Genomic DNA, 25,180 nt, shown 5'->3' with positions numbered 1-25,180 from the left:
CTAGCGATTACTTGGCGGCCGCAGACGCTGCGGCGGCGGGGGCGGAAGCTGCTGCCGGTGCGGCACCGGCGGGCGCTGCGTTGGGGCTCCATGGCACCGCTTTCACGGGGGCGCCGGGCACCATCATTTTCTGGAAGCCATCCACAATGACTTGGTCGCCTTCTTTCAGGCCGTCCAGGATCACCCACTGGTTGTTGATGGCGCTGCCACCCAGCTTCACAGGGCGCGGGCCGGGCTTGCCGCCTTCGCCTACCACCAGCACGGAGTCGCCCTGGTTGGTGCGGGTGACCGCTTGCTGGGGAATCATGATGCCGGAAGGCAATTCCGCTTGCGACAAGCGCACGCGCACGTACTGGCCGGGCAACAGCAGGCCGTCGGCGTTGGGCACTTCGGCGCGCAGGGTGATCTGGCCACTGGTGGCGTCCACCGTCAGGTCACTGAACAGCAGCTTGCCGGGCTTGGCCAGCTCGCTGCCGTCTTCCAGCACGATGCGCACGGGAACCGAGCCATCGCCCGAAGCGCGCAATTGCTTGGAGGCAATCGCTTTGCGCAGGCGCAGCACTTCGGTGCTGGACTGGGTGAAGTTCACATACACCGAGCCGGTTTGTTGGATGGTGGCCAGCGCAGTCGCGTCAGCAGCACCCACCAGGGCACCTTCGGTCACCGAGGACTGGCCGATGCGGCCGGAAATCGGCGCGGTGACGGTGGCGTAGGCCAGGTTGATGCGCGCGGTTTCGACGGCAGCCTTGGCCACGCCCAGATCGGCTTCCGCCTGGCGCTGGGTGGTTTGCAGGGTGGTGAATTCCTGCTTGCTGATGGCGTTGGCTTCCACCAAAGCCTTGTTGCGTTCCACTTGTGCAGTGGCTTGCGCCAGGGTCGCCTGGGCTTTCACCACGGTGGCCTGGGCGCTTTCAAACGCGGCGCGGTAGGGGGCAGAGTCCAGTTGGTACAGCACCTGGCCGGCTTTGACTTCGCTGCCTTCACGGAAGGCGCGTTGCAGCACCACACCGCTGACACGGGCGCGCACCTGGGCCACGCGCAGGGCGCTGACGCGGCCGGGCAGCTCAGACTGCAGAGCGACGGACTGCGAGGCCACGGTGACCACACCGACCTCGGCAGGGGGCATGCCGCCACCCGCACCGCCGGCACCGGGGGCGCCGTCTTTGGCACCGCAAGCGACCAGGACAACGGCCAACGGAATGGCCAGCAGGGCCACGCGGCCGGTAGAGGTAGAGGGCGAACGGCCCTGGGTCTGACGGAACAGCGACATACAGATTTCCCTTGTAACAAAGGTGGTTGGGGAGGCAATCGGGGGAGGGGCTTGCCAGCGGTTTGATCTAGGGCAAACCCTCGATAAAAACATAACCATACCGCAGCAATGGGGTTTAGTATACATACATGCACGAATGTATGTATGAAAAAAAATACAATTCCCACACATTTCCATGAGGTCAAACCATGGCCCGTAAAACCAAAGAAGACGCCTTAGCCACCCGCGAATTGATACTGGACGCTGCTGAACGTGTGTTTCACCAGCGCGGGGTGTCGCGCACGTCGCTTCAGGAGATTGCCAAGGCTGCCGGCCTGACGCGCGGCGCGATCTACTGGCACTTTGAAAACAAGGGCGAGTTGTTCCACGCCATGATGGAGCGCGTCACCCTGCCCATGATGGCGCGCATGACCGAAATGGGGCCAGCCGATGAAGAGCAGCCCCTGGACAAGATTCGGCGCAACACGGCCTCGGCCTTGCACCAGATTGCGCACGACGATCAAGTGCGTCGCGTGTTTGAGATCGCCACCCAGAAGGTGGAGTACGTGGACGAGCTGCAAAGCATGCGAGAGCGCCACATTGCCGGGCGCAACGAGTGTATTGACGACATGCACCGCCTGATGCAGTTGGCACGCGACAAGGGGCAGCTGCGCCGCGAGATGGACATTCGCCACGCGACGCTGGGCCTGTTTGCCCTGATTGGCGGGCTCAAATTCAACTGGCTGTTGGACCCCCAGGCCTTCGATCTGGAGCAGGTGGGTATGGCCACGCTGGATGCCTACCTGGCCGGATTGGGAGTGCTTCAGCCGTAGCCGGTCACACCGGCCTGAGCAGTTCTTCAGGGCTTGCGCCAGTAGTGGTAGCGCCAGGCCGTGGTGAAGCCGCAGCGCTGGTACAAGGCCAGGGCCTTGGTGTTGCCTTCCTCCACCTGCAAAAACACACGTTCCAACCCGCGGTCCAGCGCGGCCTGTGCTAGGCCAGCCAGGATGCGGCCCGCCAGTCCGCGCCCACGCGCCTGCTGCGCGGTGCGTATGCCATGCAGGCTCGCCCAGCCCTGGCTGAACGCGGCCGTGCCCGCGGCAAGGGGCTGGCCGTCTTCCTCGACCCAGGCGTAGGCCGCATCGCGGCTGCGGCGCAGCGCCTGCACGCGGTGTGCGGCGTCGACCGGATCGAACCCAGGGGCGATACAAGCGGCTGCCCAGGCGGCGCTGGGCTGCGTGTCTACCTCAGTGGGCAAGTCGGCAAACACTTCGCGCAGGCGGTGGACTGAGCCGGTTTGCACTAGCGTGGGTTGGCGTGCCTCATAACCCATCGCAAACAAGGCCTGGTGCACCGGCGCTAGTCCCGCCAGATCGGCCACGCGAAATGCGGCGGGCAGACCGTGGGCGGTGTAACGCGCTTCAATCTCTTTTAACAACGTGGTGTCCAGACCATGGTGGCGCAGCGGCACGGCGCTTTTGGCGCGGCCCACGGTGGATTGCTCGATCGGAATCAGCCATCCGTCTACCGCTTCCACCACGGGTGGGGCTACGGCATCCAGCGTGGCGCGCTCCAGGCTTTCGACATCGGCGTCTGACAGGGCAGGGGACAGGTGTAAGGGCATGGTGAGCATTGTGCCAAGCCGTTTCAAGGCATCCCCTAAACTCGGTCCTTACTGGGAGAAACAATGCTGGTTTTGGGGTTCGAGTCGTCGTGTGACGAAACAGGGGTTGCGATGGTGGAAACACAAGGCACGGGTGTGCCGGTGTTGTTGTCGCACGCCCTGTACAGCCAGATTGAAATGCACCAGGCTTTTGGTGGCGTGGTGCCTGAACTCGCCAGCCGCGACCATATTCGCCGTGTGTTGCCGCTGACGCAGGAAGTGCTGGCCGGTGCCGGCAAGTCCTTGCAAGAGGTGGATGTGGTGGCGTTCACGCGCGGCCCTGGTCTGGCCGGCGCCTTGCTGGTCGGTGCCGGTGTGGCTTGCGCCATGGCAGCGGCGCTGGGCAAGCCGGTGCTGGGCGTGCACCATTTGGAAGGGCATTTGCTCTCGCCATTTTTGAGCGCGGATCCGCCCGAGTTTCCTTTTGTGGCGCTGCTGGTATCGGGCGGACACACGCAGTTGATGCGTGTGGACGGCGTGGGGCGTTACGAACTACTGGGCGAGACGATTGATGACGCTGCAGGCGAAGCCTTCGACAAGTCGGCCAAGCTCATGGGGCTGGCGTATCCCGGTGGCCCGCTCTTGGCGCGCATGGCGGAAAAGGGCAACCCCAAGGCCTACGCCTTGCCGCGCCCGCTGCTGCACAGTGGCAATCTGGATTTCTCGTTTGCCGGGCTGAAAACGGCGGTGCTGGTGCAGTCGCAAAAAATGGTGGCCGCAGCCGGTGTGCCCACGTTTGAAGCGTTGCCCGAACAGGCACGCTGGGACCTGGCCGCGTCCACGCAGGCGGCGATTGTGGATGTGCTGGTAAAGAAGTCTTTGACCGCGCTGAAGAACAGTGGCCTGTCACGTTTGGTGGTGGCCGGTGGTGTGGGCGCCAACCGCGAACTGCGCGCGCAACTCAATGCCGAATGCGCCAAGCGCAAGGTGCGGGTGCACTACCCGGAAATGCATTTGTGCACCGACAACGGCGCCATGATTGCCATGGCCGCTGCCATGCGACTGCAAAGCGGACTGCAGCAGGCAACGCAGTCCTACGCCTTTGACGTCAAACCGCGCTGGCCCCTGCATTCACTATAAAAAGAGCCTGTAGCCCTTTGGGGATATGCGCAAGCAGCTATTGAATTGATAGCTACTTGCGCGTTTCGGGTTACTGGATGGTCAGTTCGCTGGCGTTGTTCACCGGCACTTTCTTGGTCAGCTTGAGCGTCAGCACGCCGTTTTCCAGTTTGGCTTCGGATTGGGCTGCGTCGATGTCCTGTGGCAGTTCGTAAGCGGCGCGGTAACGGCGGGGTGCGCCTTCCTTGCTGCTGATGCGCACCACTGCATCTTCAATGGCAATGCTGAGCTGGTCTTTGGCGATGCCCGGCACGTCCAGTGTCAGCGTGAACGTGGTGTCGTCCTGTGCGTACTGGGGGCGGGAACCGGTCAGTACATCGTCCAGAAAACGCTCTACGGTGCGCCCGGCATGGGCGTATGCGGGGCGGCGCAGGGCGGAAGAATAAGCAACGGGAGAGGTAGCGAAAAACATGGTGGTACTCCTAGTACACTGCGCGGCTCTCACCGTGAGCGCCGCATGTTTCTGAAGTGCGCTCCTTCCTCCCAAATTCAAGAGAAATTTCCCATGTTTAAATTTTTGGCACCGGTCTTGAAATCGCTGGTTGGGGCGCTATCTGCTATCGCTTTTTTCAGTCACATGGCCTATGCCGCGGCCCCGTTCAAGCTGGCGGTGATTGAAGGTTTCAGTGGCGCCAATGCGGCCGGCGGCGAGGCGGTTTTTCGCAACCTGGTGTGGGCCGTGGAGCGGGTCAATGCGCGTGACGGTGTGAAGCTGGCCCTGGAACGGTATGACAGCAAAGGGCAGACGGAAGAGGCACTCTCGGCATTGCGCTCCGCCATTGACGGCGGCGCGCGCGTGATCCTGCAGGGCAACTCCTCCGGCGTGGCCGCATCGCTCATCGATGCCATCAACAAACACAATGAGAGAGAGCCCACGCGCAGGGTGCTTTTCCTCAACTATTCGGCGGTGTTGCCAGAGCTCACCAATGAAAAATGCAGTTTCTGGCATTTTCGTTTTGATGCCCATGCCGACATGCGCATGGCGGCACTCATGGAGAGTATCAAGGAAGACCGGGCGCTCAAGAGCGTCTACATCATTGGGCAGGACTACAGCTTCGGTCAGGCCGTGGCACGTGAAGCCCGGCGGCAGCTGAATCTGGTGCGCCCAGATGTGCAAATTGTGGGTGACGAACTGCACCCTTTGGGCAAGGTCAAGGACTTCATTCCCTACGCCACCAAGATCAAGGCTAGCGGTGCGCAGGCGGTGATTACCGGCAACTTCACGACGGATCTGAGCCTGCTGATCAAGGCGGCCAAGGATGTCGGCTTCGAGGGCAAGTTCTACACCTTCTATGGCAATGCGCTGGGCGCACCGGCCGCCATCGGTGATTCGGGACTGGGCAAGGTGGTGGCCGTTGCCGACTGGTTGCCAAACGTACCCACCGCAGGCAGCGAGGCTTTTTACAAAGCGTTCCGTGCACGGTACCCGCAACCGGCGGACGACTATGTGCACATGCGTATGCATTTGATGGTGGAAGCCCTGGCGCAGGCAATTGACGCCACCGTGAAGCAATCGGGCAACGAAAATGCTATCGATTTGGTAGCTGTTGGCGCACAGCTGGAGAGGGCCAAGGTCACTTTAGGCGGTCAAACCGGCAGCATGCGTACCAGTGACCACCAGTTCCAGCAAACGCTGGTGGTGGGTGTGATGGAGCGCCAGGGCAGCCCCGGCGTGAAGTTTGACGTGGAGGGATCGGGCTATGGCTTCAAAGTGGTCAAGACCATCGCTGCGGCTGCGGCCGAACTACCCACGACCTGCAAGATGCAGCGTCCCTGAATCTGAGACACCTGCGCGACTGCGGGGAAGGGATTCCCCCGGGGCTGCCTGTGCGCCTTAGCCTGCAGAATGCGCGCACGGCATGTGCCGGACTTCAAAAGGTAGCGCGATGCGGCGAGTCGGACGGTGGTTGGGATATGGCGTACTGATTTTGCTGCTGGCCGCCACGGGTGTGGTGGTGGCAGACCGCTGGGACCAGCCCGCGCAACCAGATCCCAAGGTCTTTGTCGACAAGGCTGCCCAGTACCACGCCCGCATCCAGCGCAGCGCGTTGGGCGTGCCCCACATCACCGGCCCCAAGGATGTGGACGTGGCATTTGGCTTGGCTTATGCGCACGCCGAAGACGATTTCGCCACCATCCAGGAAGTGCTGCTGGCCACCCGCGGCACGTTGGCTGCGAGTAAAGGGCCTGCTGCGGCCACGACCGACTACCTGGTGCGCCTGATGGGCATCTGGCCCGCCATCGCCGCGGGCTACGAGCGCGATTTGCCGCAGGACGTGCGCGACGTGCTGCAGGCCTATGCCGACGGCCTCAACTACTACGCGGCAATCCACCCCTATGCGCCGGTGCGTGGCGCGTTGCCCATCACCGGGCGGGACATTGCGGCGGGCTTTGCGTTCAAGGCGCCGTTTTTCTACGGGCTGGACAAGGAACTCAAACGCCTGACCGCGCCTACGGCGCCTGCCAAGACGGCCGCAGCCGACGACGAGAAACCCCCCATAGGTTCTAACGCCATTGCGGTCGCGCCCAGCCGCTCCGCCGACGGCGCCACGCGCCTGCTGGTCAACTCGCACCAGCCCTACACCGGGCCGGTCGCCTGGTACGAGGCGGTCTTGGACAGTGGCGAAGGCTGGCACGTGGCGGGTGGGTTTTTTCCCGGCGCCCCGTTCCTGCTGCACGGGCACAACGAGCATCTGGGCTGGGCTGCTACGGTCAACCAGCCCGATCTGATTGATATCTACAAGCTCACCATCAATCCAGCCAATGACAACCAGTACCAACTGGATGGCGTGTGGAAGGACTTCGAGATCAGCGATGCTGCCCTGCGTGTCAAGCTGCTGGGCCCGCTGGCCTGGACCTTTCACCGGCCCTTGCTGCGCTCGGCCCATGGCCCGGTGCTGCGCACCGACAACGGCGTGTTCGCCATCCGCTTTGCCGGCATGGGGGAGATTGCACAGCCTTTGCAGTATTTCCGGCAAAACAAGGCGCGCAACTTTGACGAGTGGCGCGCTGCACTGGCCCTGCACACGCTGCCCAGCATCAACTACGTGTATGCGGACGCGAAGGGCCACATTGGCTACATCTACAACGGCCGTTACCCGAACCGCAAGGAAGGCGTCGACTGGAAAGCCGACCTGCCCGGGGACCGTTCCGACCTGATCTGGAAAGACTACCTGCCGTTTGCCAAAACACCGCAAATCTGGGATCCCAAGTCGGGCTTCGTCTTCAACTCCAACAACACGCCATTCCACGCCACCGGAGCGGAGGACGCGCTCCAACCCGCCAATTTTTCGCCCACCATGGGCATAGAGACGCGCATGAACAACCGCGCCTATCGCGTGGAAGAGACCTTTGGTGCCGACCGCGCCATCACGGCCGAGGCCTTTCGGCGCTACAAATACGACGTCCAGTACAGCGACCGGTCGGAAACAGTGGCGCTGGTGCGCAAGCTGGTGGCGCTGGATCCGCAGGGCGACAGCGCCTTGCAACAGGCGCAAGTGCTGCTCAAAGGCTGGAACCAGCGTGCCGACCAGGCCAACCGCAGCGCGGCGCTGGTGCTGCTGACGGCGCAGAACGTGATTTCGCTGAACGGTGAAGCGGTGGTGGCGCCGCTGGCGGGTCTGCGCAAAGCCATGGACACACTGCAAACCCACTTTGGCCGGCTGGACCCCACCTGGGGCGAGGTCAACCGCATACGCCGGGGCGCGGTGGACCTGGGGATTGATGGCGGGCGCGACACCTACCGCTCGGTCTGGGGTAATTTGGGCACAGACGGGCGCCTGAATGCCGTGGCCGGGGACACCTTCATCATGTTTGTGACCTGGGACAAACAAGGCCAACTCAGTTCCGAGAGCGTGCACCAGTTCGGTTCAGCCACGCTGGACGCCCAATCCCCGCACTTTGCGGACCAGACACCCCTGTTTGTTGCCATGCAAACCAAACCGGTGCTTTTTACCGAGGCCCAGCGCCGTGGCAAGATGCGGGAAGACTACGTGCCGGGCCAGCGAACATTGGCCGGGTCAACCCATTCACTTATCCCCTGAGGAAACACGCCATGGACAAGCAACGCATCGCCATCATTGGCTTGGGACGCATCGGATCGGCCTTTCTGCGCCAGATGCTCGCCAAGCGCAGCCACGGCCTGGACCTGGTATGTGTGGCCGAGGCGATGGACACCCCGGGGCGCCAACTGGCCCAGCAGACAGGTATCAAAGTCTGCACATTGGACGATGTGGTGGCCCTGGGCGACGGCATACATGTGATTTTTGAGCTGACCGGCTTGCCCGAGGTACGGCGCGAACTGCGTGAAAAGCTGGTCAACAGCCAAAACAAGCAGACCGTGATCGCCTCCGAGTCCATTGTCCGGGTCATCTGGGCCCTGATCAGCGACGAGGCCTTGCCTGTGATCGCCGGGCGGGCGACCGGTTACTAAACAGAGTTCTAGCCAGTTGGGGTCAGAGCACATCACTGCGCGAGTGGTCTGACCCGCATCGGTATATAATTGACAGGCTTTGCATTCGGCAAGGCGCACGCCAGTAGCAGTTCCAGCCGCTGGCGCAAGTTTGAAAACTGGGGCAAACACACCGTATTGACGCTGTGCGAGCCCATCTACAGGAAATGAAAAAATGATCGCATCCAGCATCAAAGCTGCAGTTGTCAAAGACAACGCCCGCCAAGCCGGCGATACCGGTAGCCCAGAAGTCCAAGTGGCTCTGCTGACAGCCCGTATCAACGAGCTGACCCCCCACTTCAAGACCCACGCCAAGGACCACCACGGTCGCCGCGGTCTGCTGCGCATGGTGAGCCGTCGCCGCAAGCTGCTGGACTACCTGAATTCCAAGGACCACGACCGTTATGTGGCCCTGATCGCGAAGCTGGGTCTGCGCAAGTAAGCGACTGATCGAATGATGAACGCCTGAGTTAGGTCACTAGCTCAGGCGTTTTTTACTTCGGAGACGGCAAAAACAGTACGAAGCTGTGTCATTCCAAAGCGATTCGGGGATTTTTCCGAGTTTTTCTGGAATGGCATCGTGGACTGTGATGTTGGCTCCGGGCTTGGGTGAGGTGGCCTGCACTTCCCACAATAACTGGAGAAAAGAAAATGACAATGTTCAACAAAGTTACCAAGACTTTCCAATGGGGCCAACACACGGTCACCATGGAAACCGGCGAAATCGCACGCCAGTCCACCGGCGCTGTGCTGCTGGACATGGACGGCACCGTTGTGCTGGCCACTGTGGTTGCCAAGACCGAAGGCAAGCCCGGCCAGGACTTCTTCCCCCTGACCGTTGACTACCTCGAAAAGACCTACGCTGCAGGCAAGATCCCCGGCAGCTTCTTCAAGCGCGAAGGCCGCCCCAGCGAATTTGAAACGCTGACGTCCCGCCTGATCGACCGCCCAATCCGCCCTCTGTTCCCAGAAGGCTTCTTCAACGAAGTGCACGTGGTGATCCACACCGTGTCGTTGAACCCCGAAGTCGACGCTGACATCGCTGCGATGATCGCAGTGAGCGCCGCTCTGTCCATCTCTGGCGTACCATTCAACGGCCCCATCGGCGCAGCCCGCGTCGGTTACGTCAACGGCGAATACGTTCTGAATCCTGGCCAGACCCAGCGCAAAGACTCCATCATGGATCTGGTCGTTGCTGGTACTGAAGCCGCTGTGCTGATGGTCGAGTCCGAAGCACAACAACTGTCCGAAGAAATCATGCTCGGTGGCGTGGTTTATGGCCACGAACAAAGTGCAATCGCTATCAACGCGATCCACGAACTGGTGCGTGACGCGGGCAAACCGGTCTGGGACTGGAAAGCCCCTGCCAAGGACGAAGTCCTGATCGCCAAGGTGGTTGCCCTGGCCCAGGAAAAGCTCGCTGCGGCTTACCAGATTCGCAACAAGCAAGCGCGTACCAAGGCCACGCGCGAAGTGACGACCTGGACCAAGATGGGTCTGAAGGCTGAGGGTGTCGAGTTCGACAGCGTGGCTGTGGACGGCATGCTGTTTGACATCGAAGCCAAGATCGTTCGCGGCCAAATTCTGGCAGGCGAGCCCCGCATCGACGGCCGCGATACACGCACTGTGCGCGCCATCGAAATCCGCAACGGCGTGTTGCCCCGTACCCACGGTTCCGCACTGTTCACCCGTGGTGAAACGCAAGCGCTGGTGGTGACCACGCTGGGCACTGAGCGTGACGCACAACGCATCGACGCACTCTCCGGTGAATACGAAGACCGCTTCATGCTGCACTACAACATGCCTCCGTTTGCCACTGGCGAAACCGGTCGCGTGGGCACGCCCAAGCGCCGCGAAATCGGCCACGGCCGTCTGGCCAAGCGCGCTCTGGTCGCGGTGTTGCCTTCCAAGGAGGACTTCCCGTACACCATGCGTGTCGTGTCCGAAATCACCGAATCCAACGGCTCCTCGTCGATGGCCTCCGTTTGCGGCGGCTGCCTGTCGCTGATGGACGCTGGCGTGCCTATGAAAGCCCATGTGGCGGGTATCGCCATGGGTCTGATCAAGGAAGACAACCGCTTCGCCGTGTTGACCGACATTCTGGGTGACGAAGATCACCTGGGCGATATGGACTTCAAGGTTGCCGGCACCACCAACGGTATTACCGCGCTGCAGATGGACATCAAGATCCAGGGCATTACCAAGGAAATCATGCAAGTCGCTTTGGCCCAGGCCAAGGAAGCACGCATGCACATTCTGGGCAAGATGCAAGAAGCGATGGCCGAAGCCAAGACCGAAGTGTCCAACTTCGCACCGCGCCTGTTCACGATGAAGATCAACCCCGAGAAGATCCGTGACGTGATCGGCAAGGGCGGCGCTGTCATCCGCGCGCTGACCGAAGAAACTGGTACCCAGATCAACATCGAAGAAGACGGCACCATCACCATCGCATCCGCTGATCCAGCCAAGGCTGAAGAAGCCAAGCGCCGCATCGAGCAGATCACCGCGGAAGTCGAAATTGGCAAGGTTTACGAAGGCCCGATCACCAAGATTCTTGACTTCGGTGCTCTGGTTAACCTGCTGCCTGGCAAGGACGGTCTGCTGCACATCAGCCAGATCGCCCACGAGCGCGTCGAGAAGGTATCCGACTACCTGTCCGAAGGCCAGATCGTCAAGGTCAAGGTCATGGAAACCGACGAAAAGGGCCGCATCAAGTTGTCCATGAAGGCTTTGCTGGACCGTCCCGCACAGTCCAACGAGTAAGCCTGACGCACTGCAATTGCTAGCAAATCGATAGCTGCTCGCGCAATATGCGCGGGGGCTATCGGTCTAAAAGCCATGAAAGTTATCGAGATTGCATCCTTTGGTGGCCCTGACGTTCTGCGTCTGGGAGAGCGCCCCGTGCCTGTACCGGGCCCAGGGGAGTTGCTCATTCGCGTGAGCGCCAGCGGGATCAATCGCCCTGACGTATTGCAGCGCGCAGGTTTCTACCCCGCACCTCCCGGTGCCTCGGATATTCCGGGTCTGGAAGTGGCGGGCGTTGTTGTTGAAGGCGATGCTGCTGCCATGCAGGCCGCTGGGCTCCAACCGGGTGACCGGGTGTGTGCGCTGGTGGCGGGTGGTGGTTATGCCGAGTACTGTGTTGCGCCCGTGGCGCAGTGTCTGCCGGTGCCAGCAGGTCTCACTGATGTGCAGGCAGCCTCGCTGCCGGAAACCTTCTTCACGGTGTGGAGCAATGTGTTTGACCGCGCGCGGTTGCAAAGCAGTGAAACCCTGTTGATCCAGGGGGGCTCCAGCGGCATTGGCGTCACGGCCATTCAGATGACCAAGGCCCTGGGCGCGACGGTTCTGGTAACCGCGGGCAGCGATGAAAAATGCGCAGCCTGCCTGGCCCTGGGTGCAGACCACGCGATCAACTACAAGACGCAGGATTTCCAGGCGGAAGTAATGCGCCTGACCGCAGACCGCGGTGTGGATGTGATTCTGGACATGGTGGCTGGTGCCTACGTGGCCAAGGAAGTGGAATGCCTGGCAGAAGATGGCCGCTTGGTCATCATTGCAGTGCAGGGCGGTGTGAAGAGCGAGATCAATGCGGGACTGGTGCTGCGTCGCCGCCTCACGGTCACCGGCTCCACGCTGCGTGCACGTCCGGTGGCTTTCAAGGGTGCGATTGCGCAGGCCTTGCAGAAAACGGTATGGCCGTTGCTGGCGGCAGGGCGCATCCAGCCGGTGCTGCACAGCGTCTTGCCTGCGGCTGAGGCTGCCAAGGCGCATGCGCTGATGGAGTCCAGCCAGCATGTGGGCAAGATTGTTTTGACATGGGGTGATGCATGAAGCGAAAACTGATTGCAGGCAACTGGAAGATGAATGGCAATGCCGCCTCCAACGAGGCCTTGGTCAAGGCGTTGTTGGCAGCATCTGCCGAATGGGCTTGCCAGGTCGCCGTGTGTGTGCCCGCGCCGTATCTGGCGCAGGTGCAAGCGCTGGTGGCGGGAAGCCAACTGGACCTGGGTACGCAAGATGTGTCGGCCCACGAAGCAGGCGCCTATACCGGTGAAATGTCGGCGACCATGCTGAAAGACTTCGCGGTGCGTTACGCCATCGTCGGTCATTCGGAGCGCCGCCAATACCATGTTGAAAGCGATGCGCTGGTGGCCGACAAAGCCAAAGCGGCGCTGGCGCATGGCATTACGCCTATCGTCTGTGTTGGTGAAACGCTCGCAGAACGCGAAGCCGGGCAGACCGAAGAAGTGGTCAAACGCCAACTGGCTGCAGTTATCCATACCAATGGCCATTGCATCAGCGAGATTGTGGTGGCCTACGAGCCGGTGTGGGCGATTGGCACTGGCAAGACCGCAACGCCAGAGCAGGCGCAGCAGGTGCATGCCGTGTTGCGGGCGCAATTGCGTGCCGCAAGTGCACAGGCAGACCGGGTGCAAATTTTGTATGGCGGCAGCATGAATGCAGCCAATGCGGCCACTTTGCTGGCACAGGCGGACATTGACGGTGGCTTGGTGGGCGGTGCAGCCCTCAAGGCCCCGGATTTTTTATCAATTATTGCTGCAGCCCGCTAAGGGACTGCGCAAGTAGCTATCAATTTAGGAGTAAAGCATGAATGTTTTGGTAACGGTTATTCTGACGGTGCAAATGCTGTCCGCCCTGGCCATGATTGGCCTGATCCTGGTGCAACACGGTAAAGGCGCTGACATGGGCGCTGCATTTGGCAGTGGTGGTTCGGGCAGCCTGTTTGGCGCCAGCGGCAGTGCCAACTTCCTGTCGCGCACAACCGCCATCCTGGCAACCATCTTCTTTGTGTGCACCCTGGCGCTGGCCTATTTCGGCAACCTGCGTCCTGCCAGTACCGGTAGCGTTCTGGAAGGTGCTGCAGTCGTGGCGCCTGTGGCTGCCGATGCAGCGCCTGCACCTGTGGTGCCCGCATCGGGTGCTGCGCAGATTCCCTCGAAATAATTGCCTCTGCAATTGCCTTGTCCCTTCGGGTGACGAGGTAAATTCAGGGTAAACTCTAAGCTTGTCTGAAGAGCAAAAAGCCGCAAGGCACCTCACGCCATTCAGACAACTGAGAGCCGCCTTCGTGGTGAAATTGGTAGACACGCTATCTTGAGGTGGTAGTGGCGAAAGCTGTGCGAGTTCGAGTCTCGCCGAAGGCACCAGACAAAACAGTTTCCCCGGGTGCATACTCGGGAAACACATAACGCTGATCAGAATCCCAAGATGAACCTTGATCAATACCTTCCCGTCCTCTTGTTCATCTTGGTCGGCATTGGCGTCGGCGTAGTGCCGCAAGTGCTGGGCTACATCCTCGGGCCCAACCGGCCTGACGCGGCAAAAAACTCCCCTTATGAATGCGGCTTCGAAGCGTTTGAAGACGCCCGCATGAAGTTTGACGTCCGGTATTACCTGGTCGCCATCCTGTTTATTCTGTTTGATCTGGAAACAGCCTTTTTGTTTCCCTGGGCGGTGTCGCTCAAGGAAATCGGTTTCCTTGGTTTTCTGGTGGGTGCAGAGTTCGTGATCGTGCTGACGATCGGCTTTGTGTACATGTGGAAAAAAGGCGCTCTGGACTGGGAGTAATGCAATGATTGAAGGTGTACTCAAAGAAGGCTTCGTCACTACGAGTTATGACTCGGTGATGAACTGGGCCAAGACGGGGTCCATTTGGCCCATGACGTTTGGTCTGGCCTGTTGTGCTGTGGAAATGATGCATGCGGCGGCTGCGCGTTATGACATCAGCCGCTTCGGCTCCGAAGTGTTCCGTGCCAGCCCGCGCCAATCCGATCTGATGATTGTGGCAGGTACGCTGTGCAACAAGATGGCACCCGCACTGCGCAAGGTGTATGACCAGATGTCCGAGCCGCGCTGGGTGATCAGCATGGGTTCGTGTGCCAATGGTGGTGGTTATTACCACTACAGCTATTCGGTGGTGCGTGGCTGTGATCGCATTGTCCCGGTGGATGTCTATGTGCCGGGCTGTCCGCCCACCGCAGAAGCGCTGTTGTACGGCATTTTGCAATTGCAGCAAAAGATCCGCCGCACTGAAACCATCGCACGCGCCTGAAGGGACACCATGACCGAATTTTCCGTGCGTCCCGAAACCACCCAGGCGGCTGTCGAGGCGGCGCTGGGTGACAAGATCAAGCGCATTTCCATCGATCTCGGTGAACTTAAGGTGCTGGTGTCCACGCAGGATTACCATGCTGCCGCGCTGGCGCTGCGTGATGCGCCGGGTTGCCAGTTCGAGCAACTCATCGACCTGTGTGGCGTGGATTACTCCGACTACAAGGCGGGTGCTTACGAAGGCCCGCGCTACTGCGTGGTGAGTCAGTTGCTGTCGGTGAGTCTGAATCAGCGCGTGCGCCTCAAGGTGTTCGCGCCCGATGACGGCATGCCTATGGTGGCGTCCGTGAACGATATCTGGAATTCCGCCAACTGGTTTGAGCGCGAGGCCTTCGATCTGTTTGGCATTGTGTTTGATGGCCACACCGACTTGCGCCGCATTCTTACCGACTACGGCTTCATTGGTCACCCTTTCCGCAAGGACTTTCCCACCACGGGCCATGTGGAAATGCGCTACGACGCCGAGCAAAAACGGGTGGTGTACCAGCCCGTCACGATCGAGACGCGCGAAATCACGCCGCGCATCATCCGTGAAGACAACTACGGCGGGCTGCAGTAATCATGGCCGAAATCAAAAACTACACCCTCAACTTCGGTCCTCAGCACCCGGCAGCCCACGGCGTATTGCGCTTGGTGCTGGAGCTGGACGGTGAAGTCATCCAGCGTGCCGATCCGCACATTGGATTGCTGCACCGCGCCACCGAGAAGCTGGCCGAGAGCAAGACCTATATGCAGGCCTTGCCGTACATGGACCGTCTGGACTACGTGTCCATGATGTGCAACGAGCACGCTTACTGCCTGGCGATTGAAAAGCTGCTGGGTATCGACGTGCCGGTCCGTGCGCAGTACATCCGCGTGATGTTCTCCGAAATCACCCGTCTGCTGAACCACCTGATGTGGCTGGGCTCACACGGCAATGATTGCGGCAGCTCCACCATCCTGATCTACACCTTCCGCGAACGTGAAGACCTGTTTGACATGTACGAAGCCGCCAGCGGCGCGCGCATGCATGCAGCGTATTTCCGTCCCGGTGGCGTGTACCGCGACCTGCCCGACACCATGCCCCAGTTCAAGGCCAGCAAGGTGCGCAATGCCAAGGGTGTGGCAGAGCTCAACAAGAACCGCCAGGGTTCGTTGCTGGACTTCATTGAAGACTTCACGCAGCGCTTCCCGGCCTGTCTGGATGAGTACCACACGCTTCTCACCGAGAACCGCATCTGGAAGCAGCGTACCGTCAACATCGGCATCGTGACGCCTGAGCGTGCGCTCAATCTGGGCTTTACCGGCCCCATGTTGCGTGGCTCCGGCATTGCCTGGGACCTGCGCAAGAAGCAGCCCTACGACGTCTACGACCAACTGGACTTTGATATTCCCGTGGGCAAGACCGGCGATGTGTACGACCGTTACCTGGTGCGCATGGAGGAGATGAAGCAGTCCAACCGCATCATCAAGCAGTGCGTTGACTGGCTCAAGGCCAACCCCGGTCCGGTGATCACCGACAACCACAAGGTCGCAGCACCGTCGCGCGAATCCATGAAGACCAACATGGAAGAGTTGATTCACCACTTCAAGCTCTTCACCGAAGGTTTTCATGTGCCCGAAGGCGAAGCCTACGCAGCCGTCGAGCATCCCAAGGGCGAGTTTGGTATCTACATCTTGAGCGATGGTGCCAACAAGCCTTATCGTCTGAAAATCCGTCCACCGGGCTTTGCCCATCTGGCCGGTTTGAATGAAATGGCCACCGGTCACATGATTGCCGATGCAGTCTCGATCATTGGCACCATGGATATTGTTTTTGGAGAGATTGACCGATGATCTCTGACGCCACCAAAGCGCGCTTCGCCAAGGAAGTCGCCAAGTACCCTGACAACGACGCGGGCCGCCAGTCTGCCGTCATGGCCTGCCTGGCTATCGTGCAGCAGGAGTTGGGCTTCGTCAGTACTGACAGTGAAAAAGTCGTTGCTGAATATTTGGGCATGGCGCCTATTGCCGTGCACGAAGTCACCACGTTCTATAACATGTACAACCAGCGTCCCGTTGGCAAGTACAAGCTGAACGTCTGCACCAATCTGCCATGCCAGTTGCGTGATGGCCAGAAAGCCTTGCACCATCTGGAGCACAAGTTGGGCATCCATATGGGTGAGACGACGGCTGACGGCCTGTTTACGCTGCAGCAAAGCGAATGCCTCGGTGCCTGCGCTGATTCGCCTGTCATGCTGGTGAATGACCGCCATATGTGCAGTTTCATGAGCGACGACAAGCTGGACCAACTGGTTGACAGCCTGCGCGAAGAGTCCAGTCGTGAGGGAGCCAAGGCATGAGCGTCGACAAGATCCTTGATCAGTTCAAAGCCACAGGCGTTCAAACCTGTTTCCATGACCGCCACATCAATCCTCAGATTTATGCGGGCCTGAACGGTTCCAACTGGAGCCTGAAAGACTACGAAGCGCGCGGTGGTTACCAAGCGCTGCGCAAGATTCTGGGCAAGGATGGCGCGGCACCGAACGAAGCAGGCGTCGTGGGCATGACGCAAGACCAGGTCATTGCTACTGTCAAAGAATCCGCACTGCGCGGCCGCGGCGGTGCGGGCTTCCCCACCGGCCTGAAGTGGAGCTTCATGCCCCGCCAGTTCCCGGGACAAAAATACCTGGTCTGCAACTCCGACGAAGGCGAACCCGGTACCTGCAAGGACCGTGACATTCTGGAGTTCAACCCGCATATCGTGATCGAAGGCATGGCCATCGCCGCGTATGCGATGGGTATCAGCGTGGGTTACAACTACATCCACGGCGAAATCTTTTCCGCTTATGACCGCTTCGAAGCGGCATTGGAAGAAGCGCGTGCTGCAGGCCTTTTGGGCAATAACATCATGGGCAGCAACTTCAGCTTCCAGTTGCACGCGGCCCACGGCTTTGGTGCTTACATCTGCGGTGAAGAAACCGCTCTGCTGGAATCGCTGGAAGGCAAGAAGGGCCAACCCCGTTTCAAGCCACCGTTCCCGGCCAGCTTTGGTCTGTACGGCAAGCCCACCACGATCAATAACACCGAAACCTTTGCGGCGGTCCCCTGGATCATTCGCAATGGCGGCCAGGCGTATCTGGAATGCGGCAAGCCCAACAACGGCGGCACCAAGATCTATTCGGTCAGCGGTGACGTCGAGCGGCCCGGTAATTACGAAATCCCCATGGGCACCCCATTCGCCAAGCTGTTGGAGCTGGCCGGTGGCGTCAAGGGCGGCAAAGCCCTGAAGGCTGTGATTCCCGGCGGTTCGTCTTCGCCTGTGTTGCCTGCTTCCATCATGATGGAATGCACGATGGACTACGACTCCATCGCCAAGGCGGGTTCCATGCTGGGTTCCGGCGCCGTGATCGTCATGGACGAAACGCGTTGCATGGTCAAGGCGCTGCAGCGTCTGTCCTACTTCTACATGCACGAATCCTGCGGCCAGTGCACACCTTGCCGTGAAGGCACGGGTTGGTTGTCGCGGATGGTGGATCGCATCGTGGATGGCAAGGGACGCCCCACTGATCTGGATCTGCTGGACAACGTGTCCGAGAACATCATGGGCCGCACCATTTGCGCGCTGGGCGACGCGGCAGCCATGCCCGTGCGCGCCATGATCAAACACTATCGGCATGAGTTTGCGCACCTGATCGAGCACAAGTCCAGCATGGTCCATGCGGCGGTGGAAAGCTAACAATGATTGAAATCGAACTCGACGGCAAGAAGGTAGACATTGTTGAAGGCAGCATGATCATGCATGCCGCCGACAAGGCCGGTACCTACATCCCGCATTTCTGCTATCACAAGAAGCTCAGCATTGCGGCCAATTGCCGCATGTGTCTGGTCGACGTGGAGAAGATGCCCAAGCCCATGCCCGCCTGCGCTACGCCGGTGACGCAGGGCATGATCGTGCGCACCAAGAGCGACAAGGCGATCAAGGCGCAGAAATCCGTCATGGAGTTTTTGCTGATCAACCACCCGCTGGATTGCCCGATCTGCGACCAGGGCGGTGAGTGTCAGTTGCAGGATTTGGCGGTCGGCTACGGTGGTTCGTCGTCGCGTTACGAAGAAGAAAAACGCGTGGTACCTGTCAAGGACGTCGGTCCGCTGATTTCCATGCAGGAAATGAGCCGCTGCATCCACTGCACCCGCTGTGTGCGTTTTGGCCAGGAAGTGGCCGGCGTGATGGAGCTGGGCATGTCGCACCGCGGTGAACATGCCGAGATCGAAACCTTTATTGGAGAGTCGGTGGATTCCGAGCTGTCGGGCAACATGATCGACATCTGCCCCGTGGGCGCGCTGACCAGCAAGCCTTTCCGCTACAGCGCCCGTACTTGGGAACTGTCGCGCCGCAAGTCGGTCAGCCCGCACGACTCTACCGGTGCCAACCTGGTGGTGCAGGTCAAGAACAACCAGGTCATGCGTGTGGTGCCGCTCGAAAACGAAGCGGTCAACGAATGCTGGATTGCCGACCGCGACCGTTTCTCCTACGAAGCGCTGAACAGCGACGAACGCCTGACCACGCCCATGATCAAGCAGGGTGGCAAGTGGGCCAGCGTGGACTGGCAAACGGCCCTGGAATACGTGGCCAACGGTCTCAAGCAGATCAAGGCCAACCACGGCGCGAACTCCATCGGTACCCTGGTGAGCCCGCACAGCACGCTCGAAGAGCTGCATCTGGCAGGCGCACTGGTGCGCGGCCTGGGCAGCGAGAATATCGACTACCGTCTGCGCAATGCCGAGTTTGAAAGTTCCAGTAGCGTGCGCTGGCTCGGCACCTCGATTGCTTCCCTGTCGCAACTGCAGCGCGTGCTGGTCGTAGGCTCCAACCTGCGCAAGGATCACCCCCTGTTTGCACAACGAATTCGGCAGGCGGCCCGCATGGGATGTGCGGTAAGCGCTATTAATACAGTAGCAACTGACTGGGCCATTCCCGTTGCCAATGCGGTGCACGTTCCCGCGGGCCAATGGGTGCAGGCGCTGGCTGACATCGCAACCGCCATTGCGGCAGAGACCGGTGTTTCTGCACCTGCTGCTGGCAGCGCCACGGTGTCGGCCCAGGCCATTGCCAAGAGCTTATTGGGCGGCGAACGCAAAGCGGTTTTGCTGGGCAATGGCGCTGCGCACCATGCGCAAGCTACCAGTCTGCTGTCGCTGGCCAACTGGATTGCGGAGCAGACCGGCGCCAGCGTGGGTTACCTCACCGAAGCGGCCAATACCGTTGGCGCTCAGGTAGCTGGTGCTGTACCGGGCGCGGGCGGCCTGAACGCCGCCCAGATGCTGGCCGGTGGCCTCAAAGCGGTTTTCCTGCTCAATACCGAACCGGTATTCGACTCTGCTGCAGGCGCGGCCCACCAATTGGTGAAGTCCGAGATGGTTGTCTCCTTGAGTCCCTTCAAGGCCAACATGGAATTCAGCGATGTGCTGCTGCCTATTGCACCATTCACCGAAACGTCTGGCACCTTTGTCAACGCCGAAGGGCGTGTGCAAAGCTTCCACGCCGTGGTCAAGCCATTGGGCGAAACCCGTCCGGCCTGGAAAGTTCTGCGTGTGCTGGCCAATATGCTGAACCTGCCCGGTTTTGCTTTTGAGTCCTCGCAAGAGGTGTTGGCTGATTTGCACATCGGTGACGATGCGACTCCCACACACGTACGAGCCGACCGCCTGGGCAATACCAGCCACGCTGTGCCGGTGTTGACGGGTGGCGCGACAGAGCCTGTGGTGGCTAGCATTTACCAGCTCGATGGTCTGGTGCGCCGCGCCACATCGCTGCAACTGACGGCGGATGCGCGCGCTACTGCCGCAGCACCTGTTGCCCAGGAGGCACTGGCATGATTGACACGATCTACAACGCTGGCCTGGGTTTGCTGGCTGCACCTTGGTGGGCAGGTCTGCTGTGGCCCATCATCTGGACTTTGATCAAGATTGTGGTGGTGCTTCTCCCGCTCATGGGCGCGGTGGCTTACCTGACTTTGTGGGAGCGCAAGTTCCTGGGTTGGATGCAGGTGCGGGTAGGTCCCAACCGCGTGGGGCCTTTGGGGCTTTTGCAACCGATTGCCGATGCACTGAAACTGCTGACCAAGGAAATCCTGGTGCCGGCACAGGCCAACAAGGGTTTGTTCTTCATTGGTCCTATTCTGACCATCATGCCCGCCCTGGCTGCTTGGGCTGTAGTGCCGTTTGGTCCCGACGTGGCGCTGGCCAATGTGAATGCGGGCTTGTTGTTCATCATGGCCATCACCTCCATGGAAGTTTATGGCGTGGTGATCGCGGGCTGGGCGTCCAACTCCAAATACGCTTTCCTGGGCGCGTTGCGCGCCTCTGCGCAAATGGTGAGCTACGAAATTTCCATGGGCTTTTGCCTGGTCATCGTGCTGATGGTCACGGGCAGCATGAACATGACGGACATCGTGGTGGGCCAGAGCAAGGGGGAGATGGCCGCCATGGGGCTGGCTTTCCTCTCCTGGAACTGGTTGCCATTGCTGCCCATTTTTGTGGTGTACGTGATTTCCGGTCTGGCAGAAACCAACCGCCATCCTTTTGACGTGGTTGAAGGGGAGGCTGAAATCGTGGCGGGTCACATGGTCGAGTACTCCGGCATGTCCTATGCGATGTTCTATCTGGCCGAATACGCCAACATGTGGCTGATCTCCATCCTCGCATCCATCATGTTCCTGGGCGGCTGGTTGTCGCCGGTCGCTGCGCTGGACTTCATCCCTGGCTGGATCTGGCTCGGTATCAAGACCTGTGCCGTGGTCAGCCTGTTTATCTGGGTTCGCGCCACCTTCCCCCGCTTCCGTTATGACCAAATCATGCGTCTGGGCTGGAAAGTGTTCATCCCCGTCACCTTGGTGTGGCTGTTGGTGGTGGGCGCCTGGATGCAAACGTCCTTCAACATCTGGCTGTGAAGGAATCTCTTATGACTTCGTCTACCTACACCCGTGCGCCTTCTCCCGCTTTTTCGCTGTGGGACTTCCTGTCCAGTTTCCTGCTGATCGAGTTGTTCAAAGGGATGGCACTGACAGGGCGTTATCTGTTTCGCCGCAAGGTGACTGTCCAGTTTCCTGAAGAGAAGACACCCCTGAGCCCGCGTTTCCGCGGTCTGCATGCCTTGCGCCGTTATGAAAATGGCGAAGAGCGCTGCATTGCCTGCAAGCTGTGTGAAGCGGTGTGTCCAGCCATGGCCATCACCATCGAGTCCGATGTGCGTGCCGATGGCTCGCGCCGTACCACGCGGTATGACATTGATCTGACCAAGTGCATTTTCTGCGGCTTCTGTGAAGAGAGCTGCCCCGTGGATTCGATTGTGGAAACCCACATCCTTGAATACCACGGTGAAAAGCGTGGTGACCTGTACTTCACCAAAGAGATGTTGTTGGCAGTTGGTGATCGCTACGAAGGCGAGATTGCGACAGCCAAACAGGCTGACGCCAAGTACCGCTGATCGGCCCGCCAGAAAGAAATCGAATCATGAGTGTCACGACCGGTCTGTTTTATGTGTTTTCGGCGGTGCTGCTGATCGCCGCGTTTCGCGTCATCACGGCGCGCAACCCTGTGCATGCGGCCTTGTTTCTGGTGTTGACCTTTTTTCAGGCCGCCATGATCTGGATGTTGCTGAAAGCCGAATTCCTGTCCATCACCCTGGTGCTGGTGTACGTGGGGGCGGTGATGGTGTTGTTCCTGTTCGTCGTGATGATGATGGACATCAATGTCGAAAACCTGCGTATTGGTTTCTGGAAGCACTTTCCTTTTGCGGCCCTTGTGGGTGTTGTGATTGCGCTGGAAATGGCCGCCGTGCTGATGGGTGGATTCCGTGTGGTGGATGAGCCTGCTGCAGTTGTAGCCGGCGCCGCCCAGGTTTCCAACACCAAAGAACTGGGCACCTTGTTGTTCACCCAATATTTGTACCCGCTGGAAGTGGCCGCTGCCATTCTGCTGGTCGCCATGATTGCGGCCATCGCACTGACCCTGCGCGCCCGCAAAGACAGCAAATACGTGAGCCCTGGCGACCAGGTGCGGGTGAAATCCCGTGACCGCATGACCGTCGTCAAGATGGCAGCCACCCAGACGGCCGCTGAGCCTGCAGCCCCACAGGCGGAGACCAAAGCATGACCTTGACCCTTGGACATTTTCTTTCGCTCGGCGCCATGCTGTTTGCGCTCTCCGTGGTGGGTATCTTTTTGAACCGCCGTAACCTGATCGTTCTGCTGATGGCGATTGAGCTCATGCTGTTGGCGGTAAACACCAACTTCGTGGCTTTCTCCTATTTCCTGCATGACATGCAGGGACAGATTTTTGTGTTCTTCATCCTGACCGTTGCGGCTGCCGAGTCGGCCATTGGCCTTGCCATCCTGGTGCTGCTGTTCCGCAACAAGTCCAGCATCAGCGTGGACGAACTCAACACGCTCAAGGGTTGATATGAACCCCCACGCTCATCACTTTGTGTATTCGCTGCCCCCCGAGGGGGCGCATCCCGCCCTTGGGGCGGCCCTACGGACGGTCTAAGATGTCTTCAACCCTTTCCGCTTCTACGCTGCTGGCCGTTCCGTTGGCGCCCTTGGTGGGCGCCGTGCTGGCGGGTGTGCTGGGCACGAAATTCGGTGGCAATGTCATCGGCCGCCGCCTCTCCCATTCGGTCACTATTCTTGGCGTGCTGGTGGCGTTCATTATTTCGGCCATGACACTCAAGTCCGTGGCTATGGACGGCGCACGTTTCAACGAGACGATCTACACCTGGATGGTGGTGGGTGGACTCAAGATGGAAGTCGGCTTCCTGGTCGATGGGCTCACCGCCATGATGATGTGTGTGGTGACCTTTGTATCGCTCATGGTGCACCTGTACACCATTGGCTACATGGAAGAAGACGAGGGCTACAACCGCTTCTTCGCCTATATCTCCCTGTTCACCTTCTCCATGTTGATGCTGGTCATGAGCAACAACATGCTGCAGCTGTTTTTCGGTTGGGAAGCAGTGGGGCTGGTGTCCTACCTGCTGATCGGCTTCTGGTACAACAAACCGACGGCCATCTTTGCCAACATGAAGGCTTTTCTGGTCAACCGCGTGGGTGACTTCGGCTTCATCCTGGGCATTGGCCTGATCGTCGCCTTCGCTGGTACGCTGAACTACACCGAAGCCTTTGCCAAGGCGGACGAATTGGCAAAGCTCAGCTTCCCGGGAACTGACTGGATGCTGGTCACCGTGATCTGCATCTGCCTGTTTATTGGTGCCATGGGCAAGTCGGCCCAGTTCCCATTGCATGTCTGGCTGCCAGACTCCATGGAAGGCCCGACACCCATCTCTGCGTTGATCCACGCAGCGACCATGGTGACGGCCGGTATTTTCATGGTGGCACGTATGTCGCCGCTCTTTGAACTGAGCGATACGGCCTTGAGCTTCATCATGGTGATCGGTTCCATCACGGCTTTGTTCATGGGTTTCCTGGGCATCATCCAGAACGACATCAAACGTGTGGTGGCGTACTCCACGTTATCGCAGTTAGGTTACATGACGGTGGCGTTGGGTGCTTCGGCCTACTCAGTCGCTGTGTTCCACCTGATGACCCATGCCTTCTTCAAGGCCTTGCTGTTCCTGGCTGCGGGTTCGGTCATCATGGGTGTGCACCACAATCAGGACATCCGCTGGATGGGTGGCCTGCGCAAGTACATGCCCATCACCTGGATCACCTCCTTGCTGGGTTCACTCGCGCTGATTGGTACACCATTGTTCGCAGGCTTCTACTCCAAGGACAGCATCATCGAAGCGGTGCACGAGTCCCACCTGTGGGGTGCCGGCTTCGCCAACTTCGCAGTGCTGGCTGGCGTGTTTGTCACGGCCTTCTATTCCTTCCGCATGTACTTCCTGGTGTTCCATGGAAAAGAGCGGTTTGACCAGAATCCCGATGCCCACCATGGCGCGCACCATGACGAATCGGAAGAGCCCGATCCGCACCATCACCATGATGACCACCACGTACCGCACGAATCTCCGTGGGTCGTGACTGTGCCGCTCGTACTGCTGGCGATTCCTTCGGTGGTGATTGGTTACCTGACGATTGATGCCATGCTCTACGGTGATTTCTTCAAGGACGCGATTTTTATTAACCTTGAAAAACATGCTGCTATGGAAGAGCTCAAACAGGCTTTCCACGGTCCGCTGCAAATGGCCCTGCATTCGCTGACCACCTTGCCGCTGTGGCTGGCCATTGCGGGTGTGGCGACCTCCTACTACATGTACATGGTTAACCCGGCCGTACCAGCTGCGATCAAACGCACCTTCATGCCCATCTTCACCTTGCTGGAGAACAAGTACTACCTGGACTGGATCAATGAAAACATCTTGGCCCGTGGTGCGCGTGCACTGGGCACGGGTTTGTGGAAGGGCGGGGATCAGGCCCTGATTGACGGCACGCTGGTGAATGGATCCTGGAAGCTGGTGGGCTGGATTTCCAGTGGCGCGCGCAAGTTGCAGACGGGTTACCTCTACCACTATGCGCTGGCCATGATTCTGGGCATTTTTGTGCTCATGACGTACTTTGTCTGGCTCAAGTAGGAGAAAAAGAAT

At 59.6% G+C, this 25,180-nt stretch carries 25 protein-coding genes and 1 tRNA gene; 23 read left to right on the top strand and 3 right to left on the bottom strand.

Features of this window, described 5'->3' with window-relative positions; translation table 11 throughout:
* Positions 1 to 7: 7 nt before the first annotated feature.
* Positions 8 to 1,270 carry an efflux RND transporter periplasmic adaptor subunit gene (locus tag RS694_RS14020; protein ID WP_029708548.1) on the bottom strand — a complete coding sequence of 421 codons (1,263 nt, stop codon included), beginning with the start codon at positions 1,268 to 1,270 and terminating at the stop codon, positions 8 to 10.
* 188 nt (positions 1,271 to 1,458) lie between these two features.
* Between RS694_RS14020 and RS694_RS14015 the strand changes: the two genes are divergently transcribed.
* Positions 1,459 to 2,082 carry a TetR family transcriptional regulator gene (locus RS694_RS14015; RefSeq protein WP_029708549.1) on the top strand — a complete coding sequence of 208 codons (624 nt, stop codon included), beginning with the start codon at positions 1,459 to 1,461 and terminating at the stop codon, positions 2,080 to 2,082.
* Between the two features lie 26 nt (positions 2,083 to 2,108).
* On the opposite strand, the gene RS694_RS14010 is transcribed toward RS694_RS14015, so the two are convergent.
* Positions 2,109 to 2,873, bottom strand: coding sequence for a GNAT family N-acetyltransferase (locus tag RS694_RS14010; protein ID WP_051391993.1), 765 nt, complete (start codon positions 2,871 to 2,873; stop codon positions 2,109 to 2,111).
* Between the two features lie 63 nt (positions 2,874 to 2,936).
* Here RS694_RS14010 and tsaD point away from each other — a divergent pair, with 63 nt between their 5' ends.
* The gene (tsaD, locus tag RS694_RS14005; RefSeq protein ID WP_029708551.1) at positions 2,937 to 3,992 is read left to right on the top strand and encodes a tRNA (adenosine(37)-N6)-threonylcarbamoyltransferase complex transferase subunit TsaD; all 1,056 of its coding nucleotides are present in this window, start codon (positions 2,937 to 2,939) and stop codon (positions 3,990 to 3,992) included.
* A gap of 70 nt (positions 3,993 to 4,062) precedes the next feature.
* On the opposite strand, the gene RS694_RS14000 is transcribed toward tsaD, so the two are convergent.
* The gene (locus RS694_RS14000) at positions 4,063 to 4,443 is read right to left on the bottom strand and encodes an Hsp20/alpha crystallin family protein (RefSeq protein ID WP_029708552.1); all 381 of its coding nucleotides are present in this window, start codon (positions 4,441 to 4,443) and stop codon (positions 4,063 to 4,065) included.
* Positions 4,444 to 4,536: 93 nt separating this feature from the next.
* Between RS694_RS14000 and RS694_RS13995 the strand changes: the two genes are divergently transcribed.
* The 21 genes from RS694_RS13995 (at position 4,537) to nuoL (ending at position 25,168) form a co-directional block, all read left to right on the top strand.
* Entirely contained in the window at positions 4,537 to 5,808 is a 1,272-nt protein-coding gene (locus RS694_RS13995) for a branched-chain amino acid ABC transporter substrate-binding protein (RefSeq protein ID WP_029708553.1), read from the top strand.
* A gap of 109 nt (positions 5,809 to 5,917) precedes the next feature.
* Positions 5,918 to 8,074, top strand: a complete 2,157-nt coding sequence (locus RS694_RS13990) for an acylase (RefSeq protein ID WP_029708554.1) — start codon at positions 5,918 to 5,920, stop codon at positions 8,072 to 8,074.
* 11 nt (positions 8,075 to 8,085) lie between these two features.
* Positions 8,086 to 8,463, top strand: a complete 378-nt coding sequence (locus RS694_RS13985) for an NAD(P)-binding domain-containing protein (RefSeq protein ID WP_029708555.1) — start codon at positions 8,086 to 8,088, stop codon at positions 8,461 to 8,463.
* Positions 8,464 to 8,656: 193 nt separating this feature from the next.
* Positions 8,657 to 8,923, top strand: coding sequence for a 30S ribosomal protein S15 (rpsO, locus tag RS694_RS13980; RefSeq protein WP_029708556.1), 267 nt, complete (start codon positions 8,657 to 8,659; stop codon positions 8,921 to 8,923).
* Between the two features lie 209 nt (positions 8,924 to 9,132).
* Positions 9,133 to 11,244 carry a polyribonucleotide nucleotidyltransferase gene (gene pnp / locus RS694_RS13975; RefSeq protein WP_029708557.1) on the top strand — a complete coding sequence of 704 codons (2,112 nt, stop codon included), beginning with the start codon at positions 9,133 to 9,135 and terminating at the stop codon, positions 11,242 to 11,244.
* 75 nt (positions 11,245 to 11,319) lie between these two features.
* Entirely contained in the window at positions 11,320 to 12,315 is a 996-nt protein-coding gene (locus RS694_RS13970; protein ID WP_029708558.1) for an NAD(P)H-quinone oxidoreductase, read from the top strand.
* A complete protein-coding gene (gene tpiA, locus RS694_RS13965) occupies positions 12,312 to 13,055 on the top strand; it encodes a triose-phosphate isomerase (protein WP_029708559.1) in 744 nt (247 codons plus the stop codon). Before RS694_RS13970 ends, tpiA begins: the two co-directional genes overlap by 4 nt.
* A gap of 37 nt (positions 13,056 to 13,092) precedes the next feature.
* Positions 13,093 to 13,449, top strand: coding sequence for a preprotein translocase subunit SecG (secG, locus tag RS694_RS13960; RefSeq protein ID WP_029708560.1), 357 nt, complete (start codon positions 13,093 to 13,095; stop codon positions 13,447 to 13,449).
* Between the two features lie 118 nt (positions 13,450 to 13,567).
* Positions 13,568 to 13,652 (top strand) — tRNA-Leu (locus RS694_RS13955).
* A gap of 61 nt (positions 13,653 to 13,713) precedes the next feature.
* The gene (locus tag RS694_RS13950; protein ID WP_029708561.1) at positions 13,714 to 14,073 is read left to right on the top strand and encodes an NADH-quinone oxidoreductase subunit A; all 360 of its coding nucleotides are present in this window, start codon (positions 13,714 to 13,716) and stop codon (positions 14,071 to 14,073) included.
* Positions 14,074 to 14,077: 4 nt separating this feature from the next.
* Positions 14,078 to 14,557, top strand: coding sequence for a NuoB/complex I 20 kDa subunit family protein (locus tag RS694_RS13945; protein ID WP_029708562.1), 480 nt, complete (start codon positions 14,078 to 14,080; stop codon positions 14,555 to 14,557).
* Between the two features lie 9 nt (positions 14,558 to 14,566).
* Positions 14,567 to 15,175, top strand: a complete 609-nt coding sequence (locus tag RS694_RS13940; protein ID WP_029708563.1) for an NADH-quinone oxidoreductase subunit C — start codon at positions 14,567 to 14,569, stop codon at positions 15,173 to 15,175.
* 2 nt (positions 15,176 to 15,177) lie between these two features.
* A complete protein-coding gene (locus RS694_RS13935) occupies positions 15,178 to 16,431 on the top strand; it encodes an NADH-quinone oxidoreductase subunit D (RefSeq protein WP_029708564.1) in 1,254 nt (417 codons plus the stop codon).
* Positions 16,428 to 16,937 (top strand): NADH-quinone oxidoreductase subunit NuoE family protein, encoded by a 510-nt coding sequence (locus RS694_RS13930; RefSeq protein WP_029708565.1) that lies wholly within the window; start codon positions 16,428 to 16,430, stop codon positions 16,935 to 16,937. Before RS694_RS13935 ends, RS694_RS13930 begins: the two co-directional genes overlap by 4 nt.
* On the top strand, positions 16,934 to 18,313 hold the full coding sequence (gene nuoF / locus RS694_RS13925) for an NADH-quinone oxidoreductase subunit NuoF (protein WP_029708566.1): 1,380 nt from the start codon (positions 16,934 to 16,936) through the stop codon (positions 18,311 to 18,313). Before RS694_RS13930 ends, nuoF begins: the two co-directional genes overlap by 4 nt.
* A gap of 2 nt (positions 18,314 to 18,315) precedes the next feature.
* Positions 18,316 to 20,454, top strand: a complete 2,139-nt coding sequence (nuoG, locus tag RS694_RS13920; protein WP_029708567.1) for an NADH-quinone oxidoreductase subunit NuoG — start codon at positions 18,316 to 18,318, stop codon at positions 20,452 to 20,454.
* Complete coding sequence (nuoH, locus tag RS694_RS13915) at positions 20,451 to 21,527, top strand: NADH-quinone oxidoreductase subunit NuoH (protein WP_029708568.1); 1,077 nt, start codon at positions 20,451 to 20,453, stop codon at positions 21,525 to 21,527. The genes nuoG and nuoH overlap by 4 nt, the downstream gene beginning before the upstream one ends.
* Positions 21,528 to 21,538: 11 nt before the next feature.
* Positions 21,539 to 22,063, top strand: a complete 525-nt coding sequence (nuoI, locus tag RS694_RS13910) for an NADH-quinone oxidoreductase subunit NuoI (protein WP_029708569.1) — start codon at positions 21,539 to 21,541, stop codon at positions 22,061 to 22,063.
* A 26-nt stretch (positions 22,064 to 22,089) separates the two neighbouring features.
* Positions 22,090 to 22,731: an NADH-quinone oxidoreductase subunit J gene (locus RS694_RS13905; RefSeq protein ID WP_029708570.1), complete on the top strand. Its 642-nt coding sequence runs from the start codon at positions 22,090 to 22,092 to the stop codon at positions 22,729 to 22,731.
* The gene (gene nuoK / locus RS694_RS13900) at positions 22,728 to 23,036 is read left to right on the top strand and encodes an NADH-quinone oxidoreductase subunit NuoK (protein ID WP_029708571.1); all 309 of its coding nucleotides are present in this window, start codon (positions 22,728 to 22,730) and stop codon (positions 23,034 to 23,036) included. The genes RS694_RS13905 and nuoK overlap by 4 nt, the downstream gene beginning before the upstream one ends.
* Before the next feature lie 89 nt (positions 23,037 to 23,125).
* Complete coding sequence (gene nuoL / locus RS694_RS13895) at positions 23,126 to 25,168, top strand: NADH-quinone oxidoreductase subunit L (protein WP_029708572.1); 2,043 nt, start codon at positions 23,126 to 23,128, stop codon at positions 25,166 to 25,168.
* Positions 25,169 to 25,180 lie beyond the last annotated feature (12 nt).

Origin of the sequence: Rhodoferax saidenbachensis, from assembly GCF_001955715.1 — a bacterium.
Taxonomy (GTDB): Bacteria; Pseudomonadota; Gammaproteobacteria; order Burkholderiales; family Burkholderiaceae_C; genus Allorhodoferax; species Allorhodoferax saidenbachensis.
The sequence above is the reverse complement of the archived record's forward strand: the minus strand, read 5'-3'. Positions and strand labels throughout refer to the sequence as shown.

Bases quoted from the DNA above. Each gene is read 5' to 3' on its own strand.
- pnp (WP_029708557.1), top strand. From the start codon at position 9,133: ATGACAATGTTCAACAAAGTTACCAAGACTTTCCAATGGGGCCAACAC.
- secG (WP_029708560.1), top strand. From the start codon at position 13,093: ATGAATGTTTTGGTAACGGTTATTCTGACGGTGCAAATGCTGTCCGCC.
- nuoL (WP_029708572.1), top strand. From the start codon at position 23,126: ATGTCTTCAACCCTTTCCGCTTCTACGCTGCTGGCCGTTCCGTTGGCG.
- RS694_RS14015 (WP_029708549.1), top strand. From the start codon at position 1,459: ATGGCCCGTAAAACCAAAGAAGACGCCTTAGCCACCCGCGAATTGATA.
- nuoG (WP_029708567.1), top strand. From the start codon at position 18,316: ATGATTGAAATCGAACTCGACGGCAAGAAGGTAGACATTGTTGAAGGC.
- RS694_RS13930 (WP_029708565.1), top strand. From the start codon at position 16,428: ATGATCTCTGACGCCACCAAAGCGCGCTTCGCCAAGGAAGTCGCCAAG.
- nuoI (WP_029708569.1), top strand. From the start codon at position 21,539: ATGACTTCGTCTACCTACACCCGTGCGCCTTCTCCCGCTTTTTCGCTG.
- RS694_RS13935 (WP_029708564.1), top strand. From the start codon at position 15,178: ATGGCCGAAATCAAAAACTACACCCTCAACTTCGGTCCTCAGCACCCG.
- RS694_RS13950 (WP_029708561.1), top strand. From the start codon at position 13,714: ATGAACCTTGATCAATACCTTCCCGTCCTCTTGTTCATCTTGGTCGGC.
- tpiA (WP_029708559.1), top strand. From the start codon at position 12,312: ATGAAGCGAAAACTGATTGCAGGCAACTGGAAGATGAATGGCAATGCC.
- RS694_RS13995 (WP_029708553.1), top strand. From the start codon at position 4,537: ATGTTTAAATTTTTGGCACCGGTCTTGAAATCGCTGGTTGGGGCGCTA.
- RS694_RS14010 (WP_051391993.1), bottom strand. From the start codon at position 2,873: ATGCCCTTACACCTGTCCCCTGCCCTGTCAGACGCCGATGTCGAAAGC.
- nuoF (WP_029708566.1), top strand. From the start codon at position 16,934: ATGAGCGTCGACAAGATCCTTGATCAGTTCAAAGCCACAGGCGTTCAA.
- nuoH (WP_029708568.1), top strand. From the start codon at position 20,451: ATGATTGACACGATCTACAACGCTGGCCTGGGTTTGCTGGCTGCACCT.
- RS694_RS13905 (WP_029708570.1), top strand. From the start codon at position 22,090: ATGAGTGTCACGACCGGTCTGTTTTATGTGTTTTCGGCGGTGCTGCTG.
- RS694_RS13985 (WP_029708555.1), top strand. From the start codon at position 8,086: ATGGACAAGCAACGCATCGCCATCATTGGCTTGGGACGCATCGGATCG.
- RS694_RS14020 (WP_029708548.1), bottom strand. From the start codon at position 1,270: ATGTCGCTGTTCCGTCAGACCCAGGGCCGTTCGCCCTCTACCTCTACC.
- RS694_RS13945 (WP_029708562.1), top strand. From the start codon at position 14,078: ATGATTGAAGGTGTACTCAAAGAAGGCTTCGTCACTACGAGTTATGAC.
- RS694_RS14000 (WP_029708552.1), bottom strand. From the start codon at position 4,443: ATGTTTTTCGCTACCTCTCCCGTTGCTTATTCTTCCGCCCTGCGCCGC.
- rpsO (WP_029708556.1), top strand. From the start codon at position 8,657: ATGATCGCATCCAGCATCAAAGCTGCAGTTGTCAAAGACAACGCCCGC.
- RS694_RS13970 (WP_029708558.1), top strand. From the start codon at position 11,320: ATGAAAGTTATCGAGATTGCATCCTTTGGTGGCCCTGACGTTCTGCGT.
- tsaD (WP_029708551.1), top strand. From the start codon at position 2,937: ATGCTGGTTTTGGGGTTCGAGTCGTCGTGTGACGAAACAGGGGTTGCG.
- RS694_RS13940 (WP_029708563.1), top strand. From the start codon at position 14,567: ATGACCGAATTTTCCGTGCGTCCCGAAACCACCCAGGCGGCTGTCGAG.
- nuoK (WP_029708571.1), top strand. From the start codon at position 22,728: ATGACCTTGACCCTTGGACATTTTCTTTCGCTCGGCGCCATGCTGTTT.
- RS694_RS13990 (WP_029708554.1), top strand. From the start codon at position 5,918: ATGCGGCGAGTCGGACGGTGGTTGGGATATGGCGTACTGATTTTGCTG.